Raw genomic sequence first — 19,422 nt, 5'->3', positions numbered from 1 at the left:
GCTGATCCGGGACGCGTTGACCACGTGACGAACCGGTGGCCGTCAGATGCGGCGCAGCCGGAGAATCGTCGCGTCCAGGTCGCCCTTGAGCCCGGTGCGCAGCCCGTGGTGCAGCAGGACGGCCCCCCGGTGTACTTCGCCCGTTTCGTGGCATGCGTACGACGCCGTCGGGTCGAGTCCGCGCAGGCGCAGCGCGGGTACGGGCTCGCCGTAGCTCTGCGCCTGCAGCCAGGCGAGGACGGTCGTCTCCTCCCCCAGGACGTACTGGACGGCGCTCAGACCGCCGGCCGGGGGCCGCAGCCGGTACAGCTCGCCGTGCTGGACGACCGGGCGGATCCGTTTGTAGAGCTGGACCCACTGCCGGGCCTCGGCCAGCTCCTGGTCGGTCCACTCGGTGAGGTCGCCGCCGACTCCGAGGACGCCCGCCATGGCGCTGACGAACCGGAACCGCAGGGAGCTGACGCGGCCGTTGAGCTGGGTGTTCGGGCTGTCGGTGACCCAGGCGGCCATGACCCGGGCGGGGTGGATCTGGCTGAAGCCGTGCTGGATGGCGAGCCGGTCCAGCGGGTCGGTGTTGTCGGAGGTCCACACCTGGTCGGTACGGCTCAGCACTCCCAGGTCGATCCGGCCGCCACCGCCCGAGCAGGATTCGAAGGCGACCCGCGGGTGGGCGGCGCGCAGCCGGTCCAGCAGGGCGTACAGGGCGCGGACGTGGTCCACCCAGAGGCGCTGCGGATAGGGCTCGCCGGGCCAGCCGGCGTCGGTGAAGCAGCGGTTGAAGTCCCACTTCACATAGTCGATCGGCGCGCTGGAGAGGAGGGTGTCCAGCTGCTCCCAGAGGTACTCCTGGACGTCCTCGCGGGCGAGGTTGAGGACGAGCTGGTTGCGCAGTTCCGTCCGCTTGCGCCCCGTTTGGTACTGCACCCAGTCGGGGTGAGCGCGGTACAGGTCGCTGTCCGGGTTGACCATCTCCGGCTCGACCCAGATGCCGAACTGCATGCCGAGGCCGTGCACCTGGTCGGCGAGGGGCTTCAGGCCGTGCGGGAAGCGGTCGGGGTTGGGCGTCCAGTCGCCGAGTCCCGCGCGGTCGCTGGTGCGGGCGCCGAACCAGCCGTCGTCCACGACGAACAGCTCCACACCGATCGCGGCGGCCCGGCGGGCGAGCGCGAGCTGCTGCTCCTCGGAGATGTCGAAGTTCGTCGCCTCCCAGGAGTTGAACAGCACCGGCCGGTCCCGTCCGGCGTCCGGGATGACGTACGCGCGCTGGTAGGCGTGCCAGGTGCGGCTCGCGCCGCCGAAGCCGCCGTCGCTCCACAGTCCGGCGAAGACGGGAGTGGTGTACGACTCCCCCGGTTCGAGGAGGAGCAGGCCCGAGTCGTCGTAGCCGGCGCCGCCGGTGATCTGCACGCGCGCGTCCGGGAGTTGGGCGACCGCGATACGCCAGGAGCCGGACCAGCCGAGCGCGCAGCCGTAGACCTCGCCGTGCTCCTCGGTGGCGTCGGTGTCGAGCGCGACCCAGGGCAGGTGCTGGTGGCCCGTGTGGCCGCGGCGGCTGCCGATGACCTTCTCGCCGTAGGTGAGCGGGGCGGTGGTGAGCAGGGACTCGGCGGCCCAGCGGCCGTGCAGCTGGGACAGCCGCCAGCCGTCGCGGTCGGGCAGGGTCCAGGTGGCCGCGTCGGCGCGCAGCAGCTCCACGCGCGCGTGCGTGTCGTTCGCCACGGTGACCCAGCGCTCGACGACATCGCCGCGCATCCGGTAGTGCAGGGTGACGGCGAGGCCGTCGTCGTCGAAGCGCAGCCGCAGCGCGTCGCCCTCCGTGTCGTACGACACGAAACGCCACTCGGTGCCGCGGCGCTCGTCGGTGCGCACGGACAGGGCGGGGCGGACGAAGCGTGGGCCGCCTTCGACGGGGTACTCCTCGCGGCCGTCGAGCGGGGACTCGAAGGGCCAGTAGCCGGGCAGCGGGTCCTCGGCCAGGGCCTCCGCGTCCGGGAGCGCGATGCGTGGCCCCCAGTGCAGGTGGAGCAGCTCCTGGGCGTCGGTGAGACGCAGGGCATAGCTGCTGGTGGGCCCCGACAGGAGCCAGGTACGACCGTCTTCGGCGATGTCCACCACGTAAGACCTCACAGGTGCCAACAGATCCGCTCAAGTGCCAACATCATCAGGCGGCGGAGCCCCTGGTGACAATGGCTGTGGACAACTCCTTGCCCGAGGAAACCGATGTCGTATCGTCGACGAAGTGCCCGCCGACGAGTCGCGACGGCGGGGCCCGACCGGGAGGAGCCCCCGTGACGCAGCAGGTCCCGTCGACCGAGCCGGAGCTGGCCGGCGTGCGCAATTTCCGTGACGTGGGCGGGCTGCCGACCACGGACGGACGGCGGGTGCGGCACGGCGTGCTGTACCGCAGCGGGCATCTGGCGCACGCGACCGAGGACGACACCGCCTTCCTCGCCTCCCTGGGCCTGCACACGATCTTCGACTTCCGCAACGCGGCCGACCAGAAGCTCGAGGGCCCGGATGTCGAGCTGCCCGGCGTGCGGAACGTGAACCTGCCGCTGAGCGACCCGGCGGACGGCGCCGAGTTCTGGAAGATGGTCCGCGACGGCGACCTCGACCAGCTGCGCGGCATCCTGGCCGACGGCAAGGGCGCGGCCCGGATGATCGCCTCGTACCGGTCGATCGTCGCGGAGCGCACCACCGAGCACTCCCGGGTGCTGCGCGCCCTCGCCGAGGACAGCGTGCCCGCCCTGATGCACTGCGCCGCGGGCAAGGACCGCGCGGGCATCTCCATAGCCGTGACGCTGCTCGCGCTCGGCGTGGAGCGCGAGGCGATCGTCGCCGACTACCTGGAGTCCAACGCCAAGCACCGGCGCTACAAGGTCCGCCGCAACGGCAGCGTGGACACCGCGTACACCCCTGAGATCATGGAGCTGCTCAGCCCGCTCTTCGACGCCCGTGCCGAGTACCTCGAGGCGGCGTTCGAGACCATCGAGGTGACCTGGGGCGGGGTGGACACCTACCTGAACCAGGGCCTCGGCCTCACCCCGGCGTCCCTCGAGGTGCTGCGCGAGCGCCTGCTGGACTGAACGACGTGCGGCACGCGCGTGTGCCGGACCGACCCGAGGCGGCCGCGCCGCGTCCGTCCACCCTGCACCTGGTGGACCTGCTCGCTGGGACCGACGGCATCCCTCCGGGGCGGGTGGGCGGTCAGCTGGGGGCCTGCCGTGCGTCCCCGCATGACTCCACGCGGCCCGGCCGGGTTCAGTTCTTCGCCCCCAACGCGAACAGCAGGAAGAGGAACGCGGCCAGGAGATGGCCGACGGCGATGTAGATGATCAGGCGGATCCACAGCGAGCGGGGGAACTTCGTCTCGAGGTCTCTCATGGCAGCTCTCCGGTCAGCGGGCCCAGGCACAGCGTGGCCGTGGGGCTCTGCAGCAGGGTGTGGACGAACAGCAGCTCGACGCCGTCGTGATCCACGGCGGCGAGGCGGTGCGGGGTGAGGGAGTCGAAGTGCGCGCTGTCGCCGGGGGCGAGCAGGTGCGCGGTGTCCCCGAGGCGCAGCCGCAGCCGGCCCCTGAGGACGTAGAGCCACTCCTCGCCGGGGTGGACGCGCACGATGTCGCCCTGCGAGCCGTACGGCACCCGTACGCGCAGGGCCTGCATGCCGCGGCCCGGCGCCCCGGCCTGGAAGTAGGTCCAGCCGCCCGCCCGGGTCGGCTCCATGTCCCCGGCCCGCACGATCGCGTCCCGGTCGGCGACCGTCTCGCCGAGGAGTTCGGAAACGGTCGTACCGTAGATACGGGCGAGGGCCAGCAGCATCGGCAGCGACGGCTGCCGCCGGCCGGTCTCCAGCCGGGACAGATGGGCCGGTGAGAGCCCGGCGGCACGGGCCGCGGACTCCAGGGTGAGGCCGGCGCGCCGGCGCAGTGCCCGCAATTGCGGCGCGACGGCGGACAGGTCGTCGTCGCCCGGGCCCGCCGGTGGGCCGGCGTCTGAGGCGTTCATGCTTCCATTCAGCCCCAGCCTTGCCTGATGGGCAAAATTTCTTGCCTCTGAGGCAAAGAGCGACGCCTCACCCGCCCGCGGCCTGCCCCTGCTACGCTCCCCTCAGGACTTGAACGCGTTCAAAAATGGGGGTCGCATCATGGCCGCATCCAGCTCGTCCCACCCGACCGACTCGCCCGCCGGCGCGCTCGCTCCTCTCGCCCTCTTCTGCGGGATCATCGCCGCCGCGAGCGCCTGGCCCACCCTCACGTTCGTCCTGTTCCCCTGGTCGCTCCTCGCGGGCGGCTTCGCCGTGACCTTCGGCGCCATGGCCGTCCACTACGCCGCGTGCGGCATCGGCCGACTGTGGACCGCCGTCACGGCGACGGTCCTGGGCGCCGTCGGACTCGCGGACCTCTTCCTCCTCTTCGTCGTGCTGCCGGGCTAGGCGCAGGTCAGCGGCCCGCCACCGCCTGCTTGACGAGTGTCTTGCCGAAGTCCCACATCAGGCCGCCGCCGCTGTGGGCGTCGTCCATCACCGCGCTGAAGGCGTCCACGAACCGCTCGACGTCCGCCTCGTCGATGATCAGCGGCGGGATCAGCTTGATCACCTCCAGGTGGTCGCCGGAGACCTGGGTGAGGATCCGGTGCCGCTGCAGCAGCGGTACGACGACCATCTGGGCGAACAGGCCCTTGCGGGCGGCCTGGAGCATGGTCCAGCGGCTGCGCAGCTTCAGCGAGGAGGGCCTGCCGAACTCGATGCCGATCATCAGGCCCCGGCCGCGGACATCGGCGAGCAGCTCGTAGGTGTCGATCATCGCGGTCAGCCGGGACTTCAGCAGCTCGCCCGTCTTGCGCACGCCCGCGACGATCTGCTCGTTCTCCATGACCGACAGCACGGCGAGTCCGCAGGCCATCGCCTGGGCGTTGGATCCGAAGCTCGCCGAGTGGACCAGCACGCGGTCCATGGACGAGTAGACCTTCTTGAAGATCCAGTCCCGGCCCAGCGTGGCACCGACCGGGACGTATCCGCCCGACAGGGCCTTGGCCACGCAGACCAGGTCGGGTTCGACGCCGTCCTCGTGCTGGTAGGCGTAGAAGTCGCCGGTGCGGCCGAGGCCGGTCTGCACCTCGTCGGCGATGAGCAGCGCCTTGTGCCGGTGCAGCAGCTCCTGGGCGGCGCGCAGGTAGCCGGGCGGGGCCTCGTGCACCCCCTTGCCCTGGATCGGCTCCACGATCAGGGCGGCCACGTCGCCCTTCATCAGCTCCCGTGCCAGGGTGTCCAGGTCGCCGAGCGGTACGGCGGTGTCGGGCAGCAGCGGGGCGAAGCCGTCGCGGAAGCCGCTCTCGCCGTTGACCGACAGGGAGCCGGTGGTCAGTCCGTGGAAGGCGTGGTCGCAGTAGAGGACGCGCGGTTTGCCGGTGGCGTACCGGGCGAACTTCAGGGCCGTCTCGACGGCCTCCGTGCCGCTGTTGCCGAAGAACACCCGGTCCAGGTGCGGGCTGTGGGCGAGGAGACGTTCGGCGAGCAGACCGGGCAGCGGCTGGCAGTCGAACCGGGTGAGGTCGGCCAGGTCCAGGTCGAGCACGTCGTGCAGCGCCTTGCGGACGACCGGGTGGTGGCGGCCGAGGCCCATCACCCCGAACCCGGCGAGCATGTCGAGGTGGTCGTTGCCCTCGGCGTCGAAGAAGTGGGCGCCCTCGGCCCGCTCGTAGACCTTGTCGAAGCCGATGGTGTGCAGCATGCGCGGGAGCTGCGGGTTGAGGTGCTTCGTGTGCAGCTCGTAGCGTTCGGCTCCGCGCTCGGCGAGCAGGGCGCCGAGGTCGAACTCCGTGCTCATTCACTCTCCTTGGCTGTGCCGCCCGCGTCCTTGACGGCCAGGCTCCCACTGATCCGCCCGGCGATCTCGACGGGCGTGAGACCGATGTCGGCCAGTACCTCGCCGCGCTTGGCGTGCGCGAGGAACTGTTCCGGGATGCCGAACCGCCGTACCGGCACGTCCACGTCGGCGTCGCCGAGCGCCAGCGCCACGGCCGAACCGACGCCCGCGGCACGGCTGTTGTCCTCCACCACGGCCACCAGCCGGTGCTCGGCGGCGAGGCCCGGCAGCGAGGGGTCGACGGGCTTGACCCAACGGGGGTCCACCACCGTGCAGTTGACGCCGCGCGCCTGCAACAGGTCGGCGGCCTGCAGGCACACCGAGGCCATCACGCCGACGGCCACCAGCAGCACCTCGGGGCGTTCGGCGCGGTGCAGGACGTCCATGCCGCCCACCCGGTCGACCGCCGGGATGTCCGGGCCGACCGACTCCTTCGGGAAGCGCACCAGCGTGGGCGCGTCGTCCACGGCGACGGCCTCGCGCAGCTGGGCGCGCAGCTGGCCCGCGTCGCGCGGGGCGGCGATCCTCAGGCCGGGGACGACCTGGAGGACCGACATGTCCCACATGCCGTTGTGGGAGGCCCCGTCGACGCCGGTGACGCCGGCGCGGTCCAGGACGAAGGTGACCCCGCAGCGGTGCAGGGCGACGTCCATGAGCAGCTGGTCGAAGGCACGGTTGAGGAAGGTGGCATAGACGGCGACGACCGGGTGCAGTCCGCCGGTGGCGAGCCCGGCCGCGGAGACGGCCGCGTGCTGCTCGGCGATGCCCACGTCCCACACGCGGTCGGGGAAGCGCTCGGCGAACCGGCCGAGGCCGACCGGGTGCAGCATGGCCGCGGTGATCGCGACGACGTCGTCCCGTTCCTCGCCGATCTTCACGATCTCGTCGCCGAACACCGAGGTCCAGGAGGGGCCGTTGGACGGTGCGAGGGGCTCGCAGGTCAGCGGGTCCATCACGCCGACGGTGTGGAAGTGGTCCTCCTCGTGGTTGAGGGCGGGCTCGTAGCCGCGGCCCTTCTCGGTGAGGCAGTGGACCAGGACCGGGCCGTGGAAGCGTTTCGCCCGGCGCAGCGCCGACTCGACGGCCTTGATGTCGTGGCCGTCGATCGGGCCGACGTACTTCAGGCCCAGGTCCTCGAACATGCCCTGCGGGGCGAAGGCGTCCTTGAAGCCCTTCTTAGCGCCGTGCAGGGACTCGTAGAGGGTGGTGCCGACGATCGGGGTGCGCAGCAGTACGTCCTTGCCCCAGGCGAGGACCCTCTCGTAGCTGTCCGTGGTGCGCAGGGTGGCCAGGTGGTTGGCGAGGCCGCCGATGGTCGGGGCGTAGGAGCGTTCGTTGTCGTTGACGACGATGATCAGCGGGCGGTCCTTGGCGGCCGCGATGTTGTTCAGTGCCTCCCAGGCCATGCCGCCGGTCAGCGCGCCGTCGCCGACGACCGCGACCACATGGCCCTTCTCCCCCTGCACCTGGTTGGCCTTGGCGAGGCCGTCGGCCCAGCCGAGCGCGGTGGAGGCGTGACTGTTCTCGATGACGTCGTGCTCGGACTCCTCGCGCGACGGGTAGCCGGACAGTCCCCCTTTGCCGCGCAGCTTCGAAAAATCCTGACGTCCCGTCAGCAGCTTGTGTACGTAGGACTGGTGGCCGGTGTCCCACAGGATGCGGTCGACCGGCGACTCGAAGACCCGGTGGAGCGCGACGGTCAGTTCCACCACCCCCAGATTGGGCCCGAGGTGACCGCCGGTCCTCGATACCGCTTGCACCAGGAACTCGCGTATTTCTCGGGACAGTTCACCGAGTTCCACCTCGGACAGCGCCTTCAGGTCGCGTGGTGTCCGGATGGTCTCCAGAATGGTCACGCTGGGCCCCCTCTCGGTCCGTGCCGTGCCGTGCTCAACTCATTCGTCTGCGGGGCTCGTCCGCTCGGCGAGCTTCATGGCCTCCTCGATGAGGGTCTCCACGATCTTCGATTCGGGTACGGTCTTGATGACCTCGCCCTTCACGAAGATCTGCCCCTTTCCGTTGCCTGAGGCAACTCCGAGGTCGGCCTCACGGGCTTCGCCCGGACCGTTCACCACACACCCCATCACCGCGACCCTGAGCGGCACCTCCATGCCGTCCAGCCCCGCCGTGACCTCCTCCGCGAGCTTGTAGACATCGACCTGCGCCCGGCCGCAGGACGGACAGGAGACGATCTCCAGGCGCCGTTGCCTGAGCCCCAGCGACTGGAGGATCTGGATGCCGACTTTGACCTCCTCGGCGGGCGGGGCGCTCAACGACACCCGGATCGTGTCGCCGACACCCCGGCTGAGCAGCGCCCCGAAGGCCACCGCCGACTTGATCGTGCCCTGGAACGCCGGGCCGGCCTCGGTGACCCCCAGGTGCAGCGGGTAGTCGCAGCTCTCGGCGAGCTGCCGGTAGGCCTCGATCATCACGACCGGGTCGTTGTGCTTGACCGAGATCTTGATGTCCCGGAAGTCGTGCTCCTCGAAGAGCGACGCCTCCCACAGCGCCGACTCGACCAGGGCCTCCGGCGTCGCCTTGCCATACTTCTGGAGCAGCCGCCTGTCCAGGGAGCCGGCGTTGACGCCGATCCGGACCGGCGTGCCGTGGTCCCTGGCGGCGCGCGCGATCTCCTTCACCTGGTCGTCGAACTTCTTGATGTTGCCCGGGTTCACCCGGACCGCAGCGCAGCCCGCCTCGATCGCCGCGAAGACGTACTTCGGCTGGAAGTGGATGTCCGCGATCACCGGGATCTGCGACTTGCGGGCGATGGTGGCGAGGGCGTCCGCGTCGTCCTGGGTGGGGCAGGCGACGCGGACGATCTGGCAGCCGGACGCGGTGAGTTCCGCGATCTGCTGCAGGGTGGCGCCGATGTCCGACGTACGGGTCGTCGTCATCGACTGCACCGACACCGGGGCTCCGCCCCCGACCGCCACCGGCCCGACGTGGATCTGCCGCGACTGCCGCCGCGGCGCGACCGGCCGGGCCGGTACCTCGGGGACGCCCAAGGGGACGGCGGTCATCGCGTCAGCCCTGCTTTCCGCTCGTCATCGTCTCGCGCGCGGCCCGCAGGGACTCCTTCAGGGAGCCCATGGTGGCGAGTACGGCGGTCGGCTCGTAGCCGCAGTGCGCCATGCAGTTGGCGCAGCGCGGGTCCTTGCCGCGGCCGTACTTGTCCCAGTCGGTCTCCTCGACGAGTTCGCGGTACGTGGAGACGTATCCGTCGCTCATCAGGTAGCAGGGTCGCTGCCAGCCGAAGAGCGAGTAGCTCGGGATCGCCCAGGCCGTGCAGGGGAAGTCGACCTTGCCCTCCAGGAAGTCCAGGAAGAGCGGGCTCTGGTTGAGCCGCCACTTCTTGCGGTTGCCGCCCGCGAAGGCCTTCTTGAACAGCTCGCGGGTCTGCTGCACACCGAGGAAGTGCTCCTGGTCGGGGGCCTTCTCGTAGGCGTAGGCGGGCGAGAGCATCATCTCGTCCACCTTCAGGTCGTCGTTGAGGTAGTTCAGCACCTCGATGACGGTCTGCGGGGTGTCGGTGTTGAAGAAGGTGGAGTTGGTGGTCACCCGGAAGCCGCGCCGCTTGGCCTCCTTGATGGCCTCGACCGCCTCGTCGAAGGTGCCCTCCTTGGCCACCGAGGCGTCGTGCCGCTCGCGCAGCCCGTCGATGTGCACGGCCCAGGCGAAGTACGGCGAGGGCTTGAACTTGTCCATCTTCTTGCGCATGAGAAGGGCGTTCGTGCACAGGAACACGAACTTCTTCCTGGCGACCAACTGCCGTACGATCTCGTCGATCTGAGGGTGCATCAGCGGCTCGCCGCCGGCGATGGACACCATCGGCGCACCGGATTCCAGCACCGCGCCCACGGCCTGGGCGACGGGCATGCGCTGCTTGAGGACGCCGGCCGGATGCTGGATCTTGCCGCAGCCCTCGCACTTGAGGTTGCACGCGAACAGTGGCTCCAGCTCGACCAGCAGGGCGAACTTGTCCCTCTTCCTGAGCTTCTGTTCGAACAGGTAGGTAGCGACCTTGATTGTCTGGCGCAACGGCATGGCCATCTGGCTCACCTCCGGGGGAGCAGCAAAGAACGGTGCCATTCAAAAAATGCGGGAAGAACGGAACGAAGAACGCGGAAAGCCGATATTCCACCGCGTACCGTGCCGATCCGGACGAGTTCATGTTCGGGAGCGTCCACCACCACCCTGACGGCCGCAACCGGGCGCTCACCGCCCCGGACGGCCGTGAGGAGCGTGGCCGCCGACTCCATGTCGACGGCGATCGCGCCGGTCGCGAGCAGGTCGGACCGCTCATGGCCGCGGACGACGTGGTCGGAACCGGTGAGCGGGCCGGTGTGGACCGTGCGTCCGGGCAGGATGCGCACGAGTTCCTTGACGAGCAGTTCGGTTCCCGCGCAGGCGACGGCGCCGCGCGGGTCCCGGGTCTCCTCGGCGACCACCAGGTCGCCCGGGTGCATGCCGGGGGCGAGCCCGGCGCAGAAGCCGGTGGCCATGACGGCCGCATCGGCCAGCGCCGGGACCGCGAGCTGCCGGGTGACGGAGCGTTCCGCCGCGCGGGGACCCATGCCCGTACGGAGGAAGCTGACCGGCCCGTCCGCCCCGCTCCTGTCCCCGGTGCGCAGGGCGAGGTGCTCGATGCCGAGCGCGCAGGCGATCAGCAGCGGGGGCGGTGCGGGCTGGGTGCTCAAGGTCAGCTCCCCTTCGCCTCGGGCAGCGGTTTCCTGGCGAGGAGGCCGCGCTCGAAGGGGTCGCCGTGCAGGTACCGGCCGAGCGCGGTGAGCGGGAACACCTGCCGGTACAGGTGGTAGTTGATGGAGAAGTCCCAGGGGAAACCGGTGCCGGTGAAGTACGGCTCGTCCCAGGTGCCGTCCTCCCGCTGGGTGTCCGCCAGCCACCGGATACCGCGCTCGACGGCCTTGGAGTCCCGCTCCCCCGCCGCGAGCAGCGCCATCAGCGCCCACGCGGTCTGCGAGGCCGTGGAGGCGCCGCGGCCGCTCCACTCCTTGACGTACTTGTAGGAGCGCAGGTCCTCGCCCCAGCCGCCGTCGTCGTTCTGCACCTTCTCCAGCCAGGCCACGGCCCGCCGGATCGCCGGGTGCGAGGCGGGCAGACCGGCCGCGGTCAGCGCGGGCACCACCGAGCCCGTGCCGTAGATGTAGTTGACGCCCCAGCGGCCGAACCACGAGCCGTCCGGCTCCTGTTCGGCCAGCAGCCAGTCGATGCCGCGCCGGGTGCGGGGGTCGTGGGCGAGTCCTTCGGCGGCGAGCATCTCCACGACGTGCGCCGTGACATCGGCCGACGGCGGGTCGATGACCTCGCCGAAGTCGCAGAACGGCAGCCGGTTCGGGAACGGGCTGGTGTTGTCGACGTCGAAGGCGCCCCACGCGCCGTTCTTCGACTGCATCCCGAGGTTCCAGCGCACCGCGCGCCCGATCGCCCGGTCCATGCGTTCGGGGTCGTGGTGGCGGACCCGGCGCAGCGCGAGGGAGACCTCGGCGGTGTCGTCGATGTCCGGGTAGTTGTCGTTGTGGAACTCGAACGCCCAGCCGCCCGGCGGCAGTTGGGGACGCCGTACGGCCCAGTCGCCGGGCCGGACGATCTCCTCGCCGAGCATCCAGTCCGCCGCCTTGACCAGCTGCGGATGGTCGGCGGGCAGACCCGCGTCGACGAGCGCGATGGTGGCGAGGCAGGTGTCCCACACCGGGGACTGGCAGGCCTCGATCATCCGGGCGCCGTCCTCGCGCCAGACGGCGAAACGATCCAGCGAGGCCAGTCCCTCACGCATCACGGGATGTTCGAGGTCGTAGCCGAGCAGGTGCAGGGCGATGACCGAGTACACGGCCGGGGGCTGGATGCCGCCCCAGCAGCCGTCGTTCTCCTGCCGCTCGATGATCCACCGGGCCGCCGAGTTCATCGCGGCCCTGCGGAGTCTGCGCACGGCGACCTTGCGATAGCCGCGGACCACCTTGTCGAGCCGCTGGAACAGGCCGTCCCAGCTCACCACCGGGGCGAGCGGCTGCGGCGGGTTGGGGTTCGCCGGGTCGGTGTGCAGCTCGTCCAGCGGGAACGGCGCCGGGCGCACCGGGCGCTTGGCGGAGACGACGGTGAGCGGCACGATCGTCTGCCGGGCCCAGCAGCCGAAGTCGTAGATGTTGAGCGGGAACCAGGTGGGGAAGTAGATCAGCTCCGGCGGCAGCTCGGGCAGGTCCTCCCACTTCCACCAGCCGAACAGGGCGAGCCAGATCCGGGTGAAGACACGGGAGGCGGCGATACCGCCGCGCTCACGGATCCAGGCCGACGCCTTCGCCATGTGCGCCTCGTCGGGCGCGTCGCCGGCCAGGCGCAGGGCGACGTAGGCCTCGACGGTGGTGGACAGTTCGCCGGGTCCGCCGTAGAAGGTGGCCCAGGTGCCGTCCTCGCGCTGCTCGCCGCGGATGAACCTCGCGGCGGCCTGCGTGGTCCCCTCGTCACGGATGCCCAGGAACTGGCGGAGCAGGAGGTCCTCGGCGTCCATGGTGACGTTCGTCTCGAGGTCGCCCTTCCACCAGCCCTGGGCGTCCTGCCGCGCGAGCAGGAAGTCGGTGGCGCGCCGGGCGGCGCCTGCGGCGGCTTCTTGTACCCCGGCCGCCTCGGGAGTGGTGATGGTGGTGTCGCTGGCCGCGGCAGCTCGGGACGGCACAGTCGCCCCGGTGCTTCCGTCGGTCGTCGCTGTCATGGCTTCCCCTTCGTGCAGTCGTGCGAAATCGTGCTGCTGTGGGTCCGCCGTCGGCCGGTGTCCTGATGTCGATCCTCGGACACCGGCCGGCGACTACGCGAGGCGTGTTGGGCCGATAGTGATCATCTCTTTCGTACGACGACGAAGTCGGCGAGCGCCGTGAAGGAGTCGCGCACCCGGCCGGGCATGTCGACGGCGTCGAGGGCTTCGATGGCGATGGTGTGCTGACGGCGCGCTTCCTCCGCTGTCCAGTCGCGGCCGCCGGCCTGCTCGATGAGAGCAGCGCGGGCCGCGAACTCCTCCTCGGAGAAGTTCTCGAAGTCGCTGCTCTTGGCGTCCGCGGCGAGGATCTCGCCGAGCTGCTCGGAGGCGGAGCCGCCGGCCGCGAGGGCGGCGACGACCGGCAGGGACTTCTTGCGCTGGCGCAGGTCGCTCCAGGTCTGCTTGCCGGTGGCCTCCGGGTCGCCCCAGATGCCGAGCAGGTCGTCGATGGCCTGGAAGGCGAGGCCGAGGTGGTAGCCGTACCGTTCCAGCGCGTCGGCGGTGGCGTCGTCCGCGCCGCCGAGGACCGCGCCGATGGAGCTGGAGGCGGCGAGCAGCGCGCCGGTCTTGTTGCCCTCCATCTCCAGGCACTCCTCGACGCTGACCCGGTCGCGGTGCTCGTAGGAGATGTCCTGCGCCTGGCCGTCGATCAGGGCGCGGGTGGCGGTGGTGAGCCGGCGGGTGGCGCGGCCGGCCTCGACGGTGCCGAGCTCCAGCAGGATCTCGTTGGCCAGGGCGAACAGGGCGTCGCCGACCAGGATGGCCTGGGCGGGACCGTGCACCTTCCAGACGGTGTCGCGGTGCCGGCGCTGCTCGTCGCCGTCCATCAGGTCGTCGTGGAGCAGCGAGAAGTTGTGGACGAGTTCGACGGCGACGGCGCCGGGGATGCCCACCTCGGGCCCGGCGCCGGTGACCTCTGCGGAGAGCACGGCGAGCGCGGGACGCACGGCCTTGCCGCCGTCGCCGGCGGCCGGGTTGCCGGCGGCGTCGATCCAGCCGAAGTGGTAGGCGGCGACGGTGTCCATGGGTGACGCCAGCCGGTCCACGGCCGCACGCAGGACCGGAGTGGCCAGGGTGCGGCCGCGCTCCAGCAGCGCGGTCACGTCCACCGCGGCCCGTGGGGCGGGCGTCGAGGCCGGGGGCACAGTGGGCACAGTCTCTCCTCTTGTTGCGGTACCGGGGGTGCGGGGACCTGCCGCGAGCTCCTGATCGGGCATCACGCCGCCTCCTCGAACTCGAAGAGGTGGCGGGGACGGGGCCGGCCCAGGGCACTGAGGGCGGCGTCCGCCGCGCTCACTCCACTGCGGACCGCACTCTCCATGGTCGCGGGCCACCCGGTGGCGGTCCACGCTCCGGCCAGGTACAGGCCGGGGGCCTTGGTGCGGGCGCCGGGCCGCAGCCGCCCGACGCCGGGGGTGGGGGCGAACGTGGCCGCGCGCTCCCGGGTTACGAAGAAGTCCTTCACCACGGCGCCCCGGGTACCCGGAATCAGCCGCTCCAGCTCCGGCAGATAGCGCTCGCGGAGTTCGGCGACCGGCAGATCGATCTCTCCGTGCGCGGCCGACTGGGAAAGCGCCAGGTACTGACCCTCGGTCAGCCCGGAGGCGTCGGTGCGGTCGAAGACCCACTGCACGGGCGTGCCGAGGGCCGCGAAGAAGGGGCGCGCGAGCACCTTGCGGTCGTAGACGACATGGACGTTGAGGATCGGCGCGGTGCCGATGTCCAGCAGTTGCCCGGGCGCGTCGAGGGCACCCGGCGGCAGCAGGTCGTGGGCCTCGCGCTGGGGTACGGCGAGGACGAGCGCGTCGGTTTCCAGGTTCTCGCCGGGAACCTGAACGCTCCACGTGCCGTTTTCGTTGGTAGAGACGGAGGTGACGCGTGTACGGACCTCGGTACGGACGCCCGCGGAGTCGAGCGCCTTGCGGGCCAGCCGGTCGTGCAGTTCGCCCAGCGGGACACGGGCCCAGCCGATGTCGGCCGCGCCCGGGTCGGACAGCAGACCGGTCTTGAACACCATCGCGGCGAGCCCCAGCGAGGCGTCGCCCGCGACCGCGTTGAGGGTGGCGACCCCGACCAGGTCCCACAGGGCCTCGACGGCGCGCGCCGACTGGCCGTGCGCGGCCAGCCAGCTGCCGAAGTCCTGGGTGTCCAGGGTCGGATCGGCGAGGTCGAGCCCCTTCAGCGCGAGCGCGGCCCGCCCGACCGCGGCGCGCTCGGCGAGCGAGAGGTGCGGATAGACGGCCAGGCTGCGCCCCAGATGGAGGGGGACGGGCAGCGGGTCGCGCCGCAGCCGGCCGAGCCGCCTGCCCTCGGGCTTGGCGACGTCGACGACGGGCACGTCCAGGCGGTCCTGCAGCGGTGCCAGCGCCGCGCCCTCGATCCGGTCGAGGAACCAGCGGTAGGCGGTGCAGCAGCGCAGGTACACGTGCTGGCCGTTGTCGACGGTCAGTTCGCCGCGCTGGAAGGAGAAGGCGAGGCCGCCCAGCCTGGGCCTGCCTTCGAGCAGCGTGACGCGGACGCCGGCGTCGGCGAGCGCGAGCGCCGCGGTGATCCCGGCGAGCCCGCCACCGACCACGACGGCACTGCGGCCTGCCGCACCCTCTTCTCCCGCGGTGGCGTGCTGCTGTGCGGGGCGTGAGCCGTCGCTCATCGTGCGTCCTTCCATGCGTGGCGAGCGTGCAGGTTGAACGGTGCACGGTCGGCCGTCGCAGTCAGGGACGCCACGCCGCAGCGGAGGGTTGCCTGCCGCATGTCTCCTGGTTCGGTGAGGTCCATCAGGGGCGCCTCCTGACGGAACGCGGGGAGACGTGGCGGGTCACATGCCGGGTGTCCAGACCGGACAGTCCGCGTACGGCGACATAGGCCTTCTCGCGTCCGGGCAGCGAGACCCGGCCGCGCAGCACGGCCTCCGGGTCGCGCTCGATGCGGTCCAGCAGCCGGCGGTAGATGCCGGCCATGGCGGCCACGCAGGCGCCGCTGCGCCGGTCGAGCATGGGGAGCAGCCGGTAGCCCTCGGCGAAAAGGGCGCGGGCCCGACGCACTTCGAAGTGCACGAGGCCCGCGAAGTCGGAGCCCTCCGGTGGCGTCGGCCCGTGGAACCCGGCCGAGCAGCCGAACTTGGCGAGGTCGTCGGCGGGCAGATAGGTACGGCCGCCGGCCGCGTCCTCGCGGACGTCTCTGAGAATGTTGGTGAGCTGCAGGGCGAGGCCGAGGGTGTCCGCGTACTCGGGTGCGCGCTCGGCGCCGCGCGCTCCCGGTTCGGTGCCGAACACGCCGAGCGAGAGCCGGCCGATGGCACCGGCGACACACCGGCAGTAGACCTTCAGGTCGTCCCAGGTCTCGTAGGTCTCGCCGCGTACGTCCATCTGGACGCCGTCGATGAGCTCGTCGAGGCCGCCGAGCGGGACCGGGAAGACGCGCGCGGCATGGGCGAGCGCGACGGCGACCGGATCGGTGTCGTCCTCCTCGACCTGGTCTTCCCGGACCCGGGCGAGCAGCGCCCTGGTGTCCTCGAGCCGCTTCAGCTTCACCTCGTCGGCCAGGTCGCCGTCGCCGATGTCGTCCACGCGCCGGGAGAACGCGTACAGCGCCGACATGGCGCGGCGCTTGGGCGTGGGCAGCAAGCGGATGCCATAGGCGAAGTTGCGTGCCTGCTGCCCGGTGACGGTCTCGCAGTAGCTGTAGGCGGCGAGTACCGGTGCGGACACATGCGACGGAGAATCCACGGTCCGGATCACCCCTCTCCTCGCAGGATCACGCCCGCCTCACGCAGCAACTGGAGCTTGCGGGGTCGGGGCGGGCCGGGAAGGACGTCGTATTCGGCGGCGGCGATCGCCCGGATCGCCGCCCTTCCCCCCGCCACGAACCCCGCGAGCAGCAGCTTCAACCTGCCGTGGACGCTACCCACCAGGGGGGCGCCTTCATTCAGCAGATCGCGGGCGCGTTGTGCTTCGTATGCAACCAGGGCGCGCACCGATGCGCTCGCGGTTTTTGCGCCAAGATCCGTTTCCTGGACGTGAAAGCGCTTCATGTCCGCGGCCGGGAGGTAGATCCGGTCACGGCCGAGGTCCTCGGCGACGTCCTGGAGGTGTTCCACGATCTGCAACGCGGTGCAGATCGCGTCGGAGAGCCGGATCCGCTCGGGGGTCGAGGTGCCGGTGACGGCGAGGACGAGGCGGCCGACGGGGTTGGCGGACAGTTCGCAGTAGGCGCGGAGGTCGTCGTAGGTCTCGTAACGGGTGACGAGCTGGTCCTGGCGGTTGGCGGCGATCAGGCCGAGGAAGGGCTCGGGGGTGAGGGAGCGGCGGCGGACGGTGGGCTGGAGGCGGCGCAGCAGGGGGTGGCGCGGGGTGCCGTCGAAGACGCGGCGCAGGTCGGTCTCGAAGGCGTCGAGAAGGAGCAGGCGGTCCTCGGCCTCGGCCGGCGACACGCCGAGCAGCCGGGCGTCGGTGCCGCCGGGGGCGAGGTCGCCGTCACCGATGTCGTCGACGAGGCGGGCGAAGCCGTAGACGGCCATGAGGTCGGCGCGCCAGGCCCTTGGCAGGAAGAAGGGGGCCACGGGAAAGTTCTCGCTCGTGGCCTTGTCGAGGGTGGCGCGTTCCGGGTCCTGCGCCGTCTCGGTGGCCGTCATCGGACGCTGCCCGGCGCGGGGACGGCACATGCTGCGTTGAGCTGGGGAGTTTCCGTAGCCATTGCCGTCACATCTCCCGTTCTACACTGCCGATCCAATACACACTATTTCGGACACGCCGCCCGGCAATTCGCGGGGTCGCCCTGGTGTGGGGTGTCGCGCATTATCACCCCACTTGCCGCTTTCCGGCACCGGTACAGCTTACGTTGTACAACGCAGCGAGGTTCGTCGGGGTGTCCCGCACATCACAACAACACACCGATTGGCGCCAAGATTCCCCACACCAACCGGAGTTGACGGTTCCTTTGCGGACGCGGGGCCCCGCCGGACGGCTTCCGGCGGGGCCCTGGCCGAAACGGGCTACTTGCCCGTGAACTTCTCGTACTCCTTCAAAACCTCGTCGGTCGGTCCGTCCATGCGCAGCTCCCCCCGCTCCAGCCACAGGACGCGGTTGCAGGTGTCGCGGATGGACTTGTTGTTGTGACTGACCAGAAACACCGTGCCGGCCTCCTTGCGCAGTTCCCGGATGCGTTCCTCTGAGCGCATCTGGAATTTGCGGTCACCCGTCGCCAGCGCTTCGTCGATCATCAGGACGTCGTGATCCTTGGCGGCGGCGATGGAGAACCGGAGCCGGGCGGCCATACCGGAGGAGTACGTGCGCATCGGAAGGGTGATGAAGTCGCCCTTCTCGTTGATCCCCGAGAAGTCGACGATCTCCTGGTAGCGCTCCTTGATCTGCTCCCGGGACATCCCCATGGCGAGACCGCCCAGGATGACGTTCCGCTCACCGGTCAGGTCGTTCATCAGCGCCGCGTTGACGCCGAGCAGCGAGGGCTGGCCGTCGGTGTAGACCTTGCCCTTCTCGGCGGGCAGCAGGCCGGCGATGGCGCGCAGCAGCGTGGACTTGCCCGAGCCGTTGGAGCCGATCAGGCCGATGGCCTCGCCGCGGTAGGCCACGAAGGACACGCCGCGCACCGCGTGCACCTTGCGCACCCCGCGTGCCGCGTCACCGGAACCTCGCTTCAGGATGCGGCTCAGAGCGGCCGTCGCGCTGCCCTTGCCGGACCCGGCGCCGTTGACGCGGTAGACGATGTGCAGGTCGTCCGCGATGACCGTGGGCCGACGCTCCCCGGTGTGCGCCTCGGCGTGCCGCTCGGCGGCGGTCTGCTCAGCCACGGCCGTACCTCTCCTCCGCCTTCCAGAAGTACACGAAGCCGCCGGCGAAGACGACCACGGCCCAGAACAGCGCGATGGCCCACACGTGCGGCGGCAGGTTGGAGGCGCCGTAGCCGTCGATCAGCGCGTAGCGCATCAGGTCCATGTAGATCGCGGCCGGGTTGACCTGGAGCAGCCGGACCGCGATCTCGGAGCGGCCCTCCATGATCTTGCTGATGGAGAACATCACGCCGGAGGTGTACATCCAGGTGCGCAGGATGAACGGCATCAGCTGGGCGAGGTCCGGCGTCCTGGCGCCCATGCGGGCCACGATCAGCGCGAGCCCGGTGTTGAACAGGAACTGCAGCACCAGCACCGGCACGATCAGCAGCCAGGCGAGGCTCGGGTAGCTGCCGAAGCCGATCGCCACGACGAACATCACGATCATCGAGAACAGCAGCTGCTGGAGCTGCTGCAGCGAGAAGGAGATGGGCAGCGAGGCCCGCGGGAAGTGCAGGGCGCGTACCAGGCCCAGGTTGCCGGAGATCGCACGGACACCCGACATGACCGAGCTCTGCGTGAAGGTGAACACGAACACGCCCGTGACCAGGAACGGGATGTACACGTCCTGGGACAGGCCACGGCTCGCGTGCAGGATCACGCCGAAGATGAAGTAGTACACGCCCGCGTTCAGCAGCGGCGTCGCCACCTGCCACAGCTGGCCGAGCTTGGCCTGGCTGTACTGCGCCGTCAGCTTCGCCTGGGAGAAGGCGAGGACGAAGTGGCGCCGCCCCCACAACTGGCGGACGTACTCGGGCAGCGAGGGACGGGCGCCGCTCACGGCGAGCCCGTACTTGGCGGCGAGCTGCGCCGCCGTCAGTCCCTCGTCGGGCGACGGTATCGCGCTCGCCGCGACACCGCCGTCATGGGTTGTGTGACTCACGAGTGGAAATCCGGACTCTCTCGGGTAAGAAGCTTGCTCTCTTCGGGTAAGAGAAGCTT

At 70.6% G+C, this 19,422-nt stretch carries 18 protein-coding genes; 2 read left to right on the top strand and 16 right to left on the bottom strand.

Going from position 1 to position 19,422, the window contains the following annotated elements; all coding sequences use genetic code 11:
* Positions 1 to 42 precede the first annotated feature (42 nt).
* Positions 43 to 2,115 (bottom strand): alpha-galactosidase, encoded by a 2,073-nt coding sequence (locus tag ACWDEN_RS14590; RefSeq protein WP_450859171.1) that lies wholly within the window; start codon positions 2,113 to 2,115, stop codon positions 43 to 45.
* A 173-nt stretch (positions 2,116 to 2,288) separates the two neighbouring features.
* On the opposite strand from ACWDEN_RS14590, the gene ACWDEN_RS14585 reads away from it, so the two are divergent.
* Positions 2,289 to 3,086: a tyrosine-protein phosphatase gene (locus tag ACWDEN_RS14585; RefSeq protein WP_450859169.1), complete on the top strand. Its 798-nt coding sequence runs from the start codon at positions 2,289 to 2,291 to the stop codon at positions 3,084 to 3,086.
* A gap of 175 nt (positions 3,087 to 3,261) precedes the next feature.
* Here ACWDEN_RS14585 and ACWDEN_RS14580 read toward each other — a convergent pair whose 3' ends face one another.
* Both ACWDEN_RS14580 and ACWDEN_RS14575 read right to left on the bottom strand, forming a co-directional pair.
* Positions 3,262 to 3,384 carry a DUF6126 family protein gene (locus tag ACWDEN_RS14580; protein ID WP_351611662.1) on the bottom strand — a complete coding sequence of 41 codons (123 nt, stop codon included), beginning with the start codon at positions 3,382 to 3,384 and terminating at the stop codon, positions 3,262 to 3,264.
* Positions 3,381 to 4,007, bottom strand: coding sequence for a helix-turn-helix domain-containing protein (locus ACWDEN_RS14575; protein WP_450859167.1), 627 nt, complete (start codon positions 4,005 to 4,007; stop codon positions 3,381 to 3,383). The genes ACWDEN_RS14580 and ACWDEN_RS14575 overlap by 4 nt, the downstream gene beginning before the upstream one ends.
* Before the next feature lie 139 nt (positions 4,008 to 4,146).
* Between ACWDEN_RS14575 and ACWDEN_RS14570 the strand changes: the two genes are divergently transcribed.
* Positions 4,147 to 4,434 (top strand): hypothetical protein, encoded by a 288-nt coding sequence (locus ACWDEN_RS14570; RefSeq protein ID WP_450859165.1) that lies wholly within the window; start codon positions 4,147 to 4,149, stop codon positions 4,432 to 4,434.
* A gap of 7 nt (positions 4,435 to 4,441) precedes the next feature.
* Here ACWDEN_RS14570 and ACWDEN_RS14565 read toward each other — a convergent pair whose 3' ends face one another.
* From ACWDEN_RS14565 to ACWDEN_RS14505, 13 genes are all read right to left on the bottom strand, one after another.
* The gene (locus ACWDEN_RS14565) at positions 4,442 to 5,827 is read right to left on the bottom strand and encodes an aspartate aminotransferase family protein (protein WP_450859163.1); all 1,386 of its coding nucleotides are present in this window, start codon (positions 5,825 to 5,827) and stop codon (positions 4,442 to 4,444) included.
* Complete coding sequence (gene dxs / locus ACWDEN_RS14560; protein WP_351611669.1) at positions 5,824 to 7,722, bottom strand: 1-deoxy-D-xylulose-5-phosphate synthase; 1,899 nt, start codon at positions 7,720 to 7,722, stop codon at positions 5,824 to 5,826. Before dxs ends, ACWDEN_RS14565 begins: the two co-directional genes overlap by 4 nt.
* Positions 7,723 to 7,761: 39 nt before the next feature.
* The gene (ispG, locus tag ACWDEN_RS14555; RefSeq protein ID WP_450859161.1) at positions 7,762 to 8,889 is read right to left on the bottom strand and encodes a flavodoxin-dependent (E)-4-hydroxy-3-methylbut-2-enyl-diphosphate synthase; all 1,128 of its coding nucleotides are present in this window, start codon (positions 8,887 to 8,889) and stop codon (positions 7,762 to 7,764) included.
* Between the two features lie 4 nt (positions 8,890 to 8,893).
* The gene (gene hpnH, locus ACWDEN_RS14550) at positions 8,894 to 9,919 is read right to left on the bottom strand and encodes an adenosyl-hopene transferase HpnH (RefSeq protein WP_351611675.1); all 1,026 of its coding nucleotides are present in this window, start codon (positions 9,917 to 9,919) and stop codon (positions 8,894 to 8,896) included.
* Positions 9,920 to 9,924: 5 nt separating this feature from the next.
* Complete coding sequence (locus tag ACWDEN_RS14545) at positions 9,925 to 10,566, bottom strand: phosphorylase family protein (protein WP_351611677.1); 642 nt, start codon at positions 10,564 to 10,566, stop codon at positions 9,925 to 9,927.
* A gap of 2 nt (positions 10,567 to 10,568) precedes the next feature.
* Positions 10,569 to 12,593, bottom strand: a complete 2,025-nt coding sequence (gene shc / locus ACWDEN_RS14540) for a squalene--hopene cyclase (protein ID WP_351611679.1) — start codon at positions 12,591 to 12,593, stop codon at positions 10,569 to 10,571.
* A gap of 122 nt (positions 12,594 to 12,715) precedes the next feature.
* Complete coding sequence (locus ACWDEN_RS14535; RefSeq protein WP_351611681.1) at positions 12,716 to 13,852, bottom strand: polyprenyl synthetase family protein; 1,137 nt, start codon at positions 13,850 to 13,852, stop codon at positions 12,716 to 12,718.
* Positions 13,852 to 15,285, bottom strand: a complete 1,434-nt coding sequence (hpnE, locus tag ACWDEN_RS14530) for a hydroxysqualene dehydroxylase HpnE (RefSeq protein ID WP_450859158.1) — start codon at positions 15,283 to 15,285, stop codon at positions 13,852 to 13,854. The genes ACWDEN_RS14535 and hpnE overlap by 1 nt, the downstream gene beginning before the upstream one ends.
* On the bottom strand, positions 15,282 to 15,386 hold the full coding sequence (locus tag ACWDEN_RS14525) for a DUF6380 family protein (protein WP_450859361.1): 105 nt from the start codon (positions 15,384 to 15,386) through the stop codon (positions 15,282 to 15,284). The genes hpnE and ACWDEN_RS14525 overlap by 4 nt, the downstream gene beginning before the upstream one ends.
* A gap of 23 nt (positions 15,387 to 15,409) precedes the next feature.
* Positions 15,410 to 16,372 carry a presqualene diphosphate synthase HpnD gene (gene hpnD, locus ACWDEN_RS14520; RefSeq protein WP_351611690.1) on the bottom strand — a complete coding sequence of 321 codons (963 nt, stop codon included), beginning with the start codon at positions 16,370 to 16,372 and terminating at the stop codon, positions 15,410 to 15,412.
* Positions 16,369 to 17,265 carry a squalene synthase HpnC gene (hpnC, locus tag ACWDEN_RS14515; protein ID WP_351611693.1) on the bottom strand — a complete coding sequence of 299 codons (897 nt, stop codon included), beginning with the start codon at positions 17,263 to 17,265 and terminating at the stop codon, positions 16,369 to 16,371. Before hpnC ends, hpnD begins: the two co-directional genes overlap by 4 nt.
* 360 nt (positions 17,266 to 17,625) lie before the next feature.
* On the bottom strand, positions 17,626 to 18,441 hold the full coding sequence (locus tag ACWDEN_RS14510) for an ABC transporter ATP-binding protein (RefSeq protein WP_351611695.1): 816 nt from the start codon (positions 18,439 to 18,441) through the stop codon (positions 17,626 to 17,628).
* Positions 18,434 to 19,363, bottom strand: coding sequence for an ABC transporter permease (locus ACWDEN_RS14505; RefSeq protein WP_351611698.1), 930 nt, complete (start codon positions 19,361 to 19,363; stop codon positions 18,434 to 18,436). The genes ACWDEN_RS14510 and ACWDEN_RS14505 overlap by 8 nt, the downstream gene beginning before the upstream one ends.
* Positions 19,364 to 19,422 lie beyond the last annotated feature (59 nt).

It is taken from the genome of Streptomyces sp. NPDC001153, from assembly GCF_053598315.1.
The sequence above is the reverse complement of the archived record's forward strand: the minus strand, read 5'-3'. Positions and strand labels throughout refer to the sequence as shown.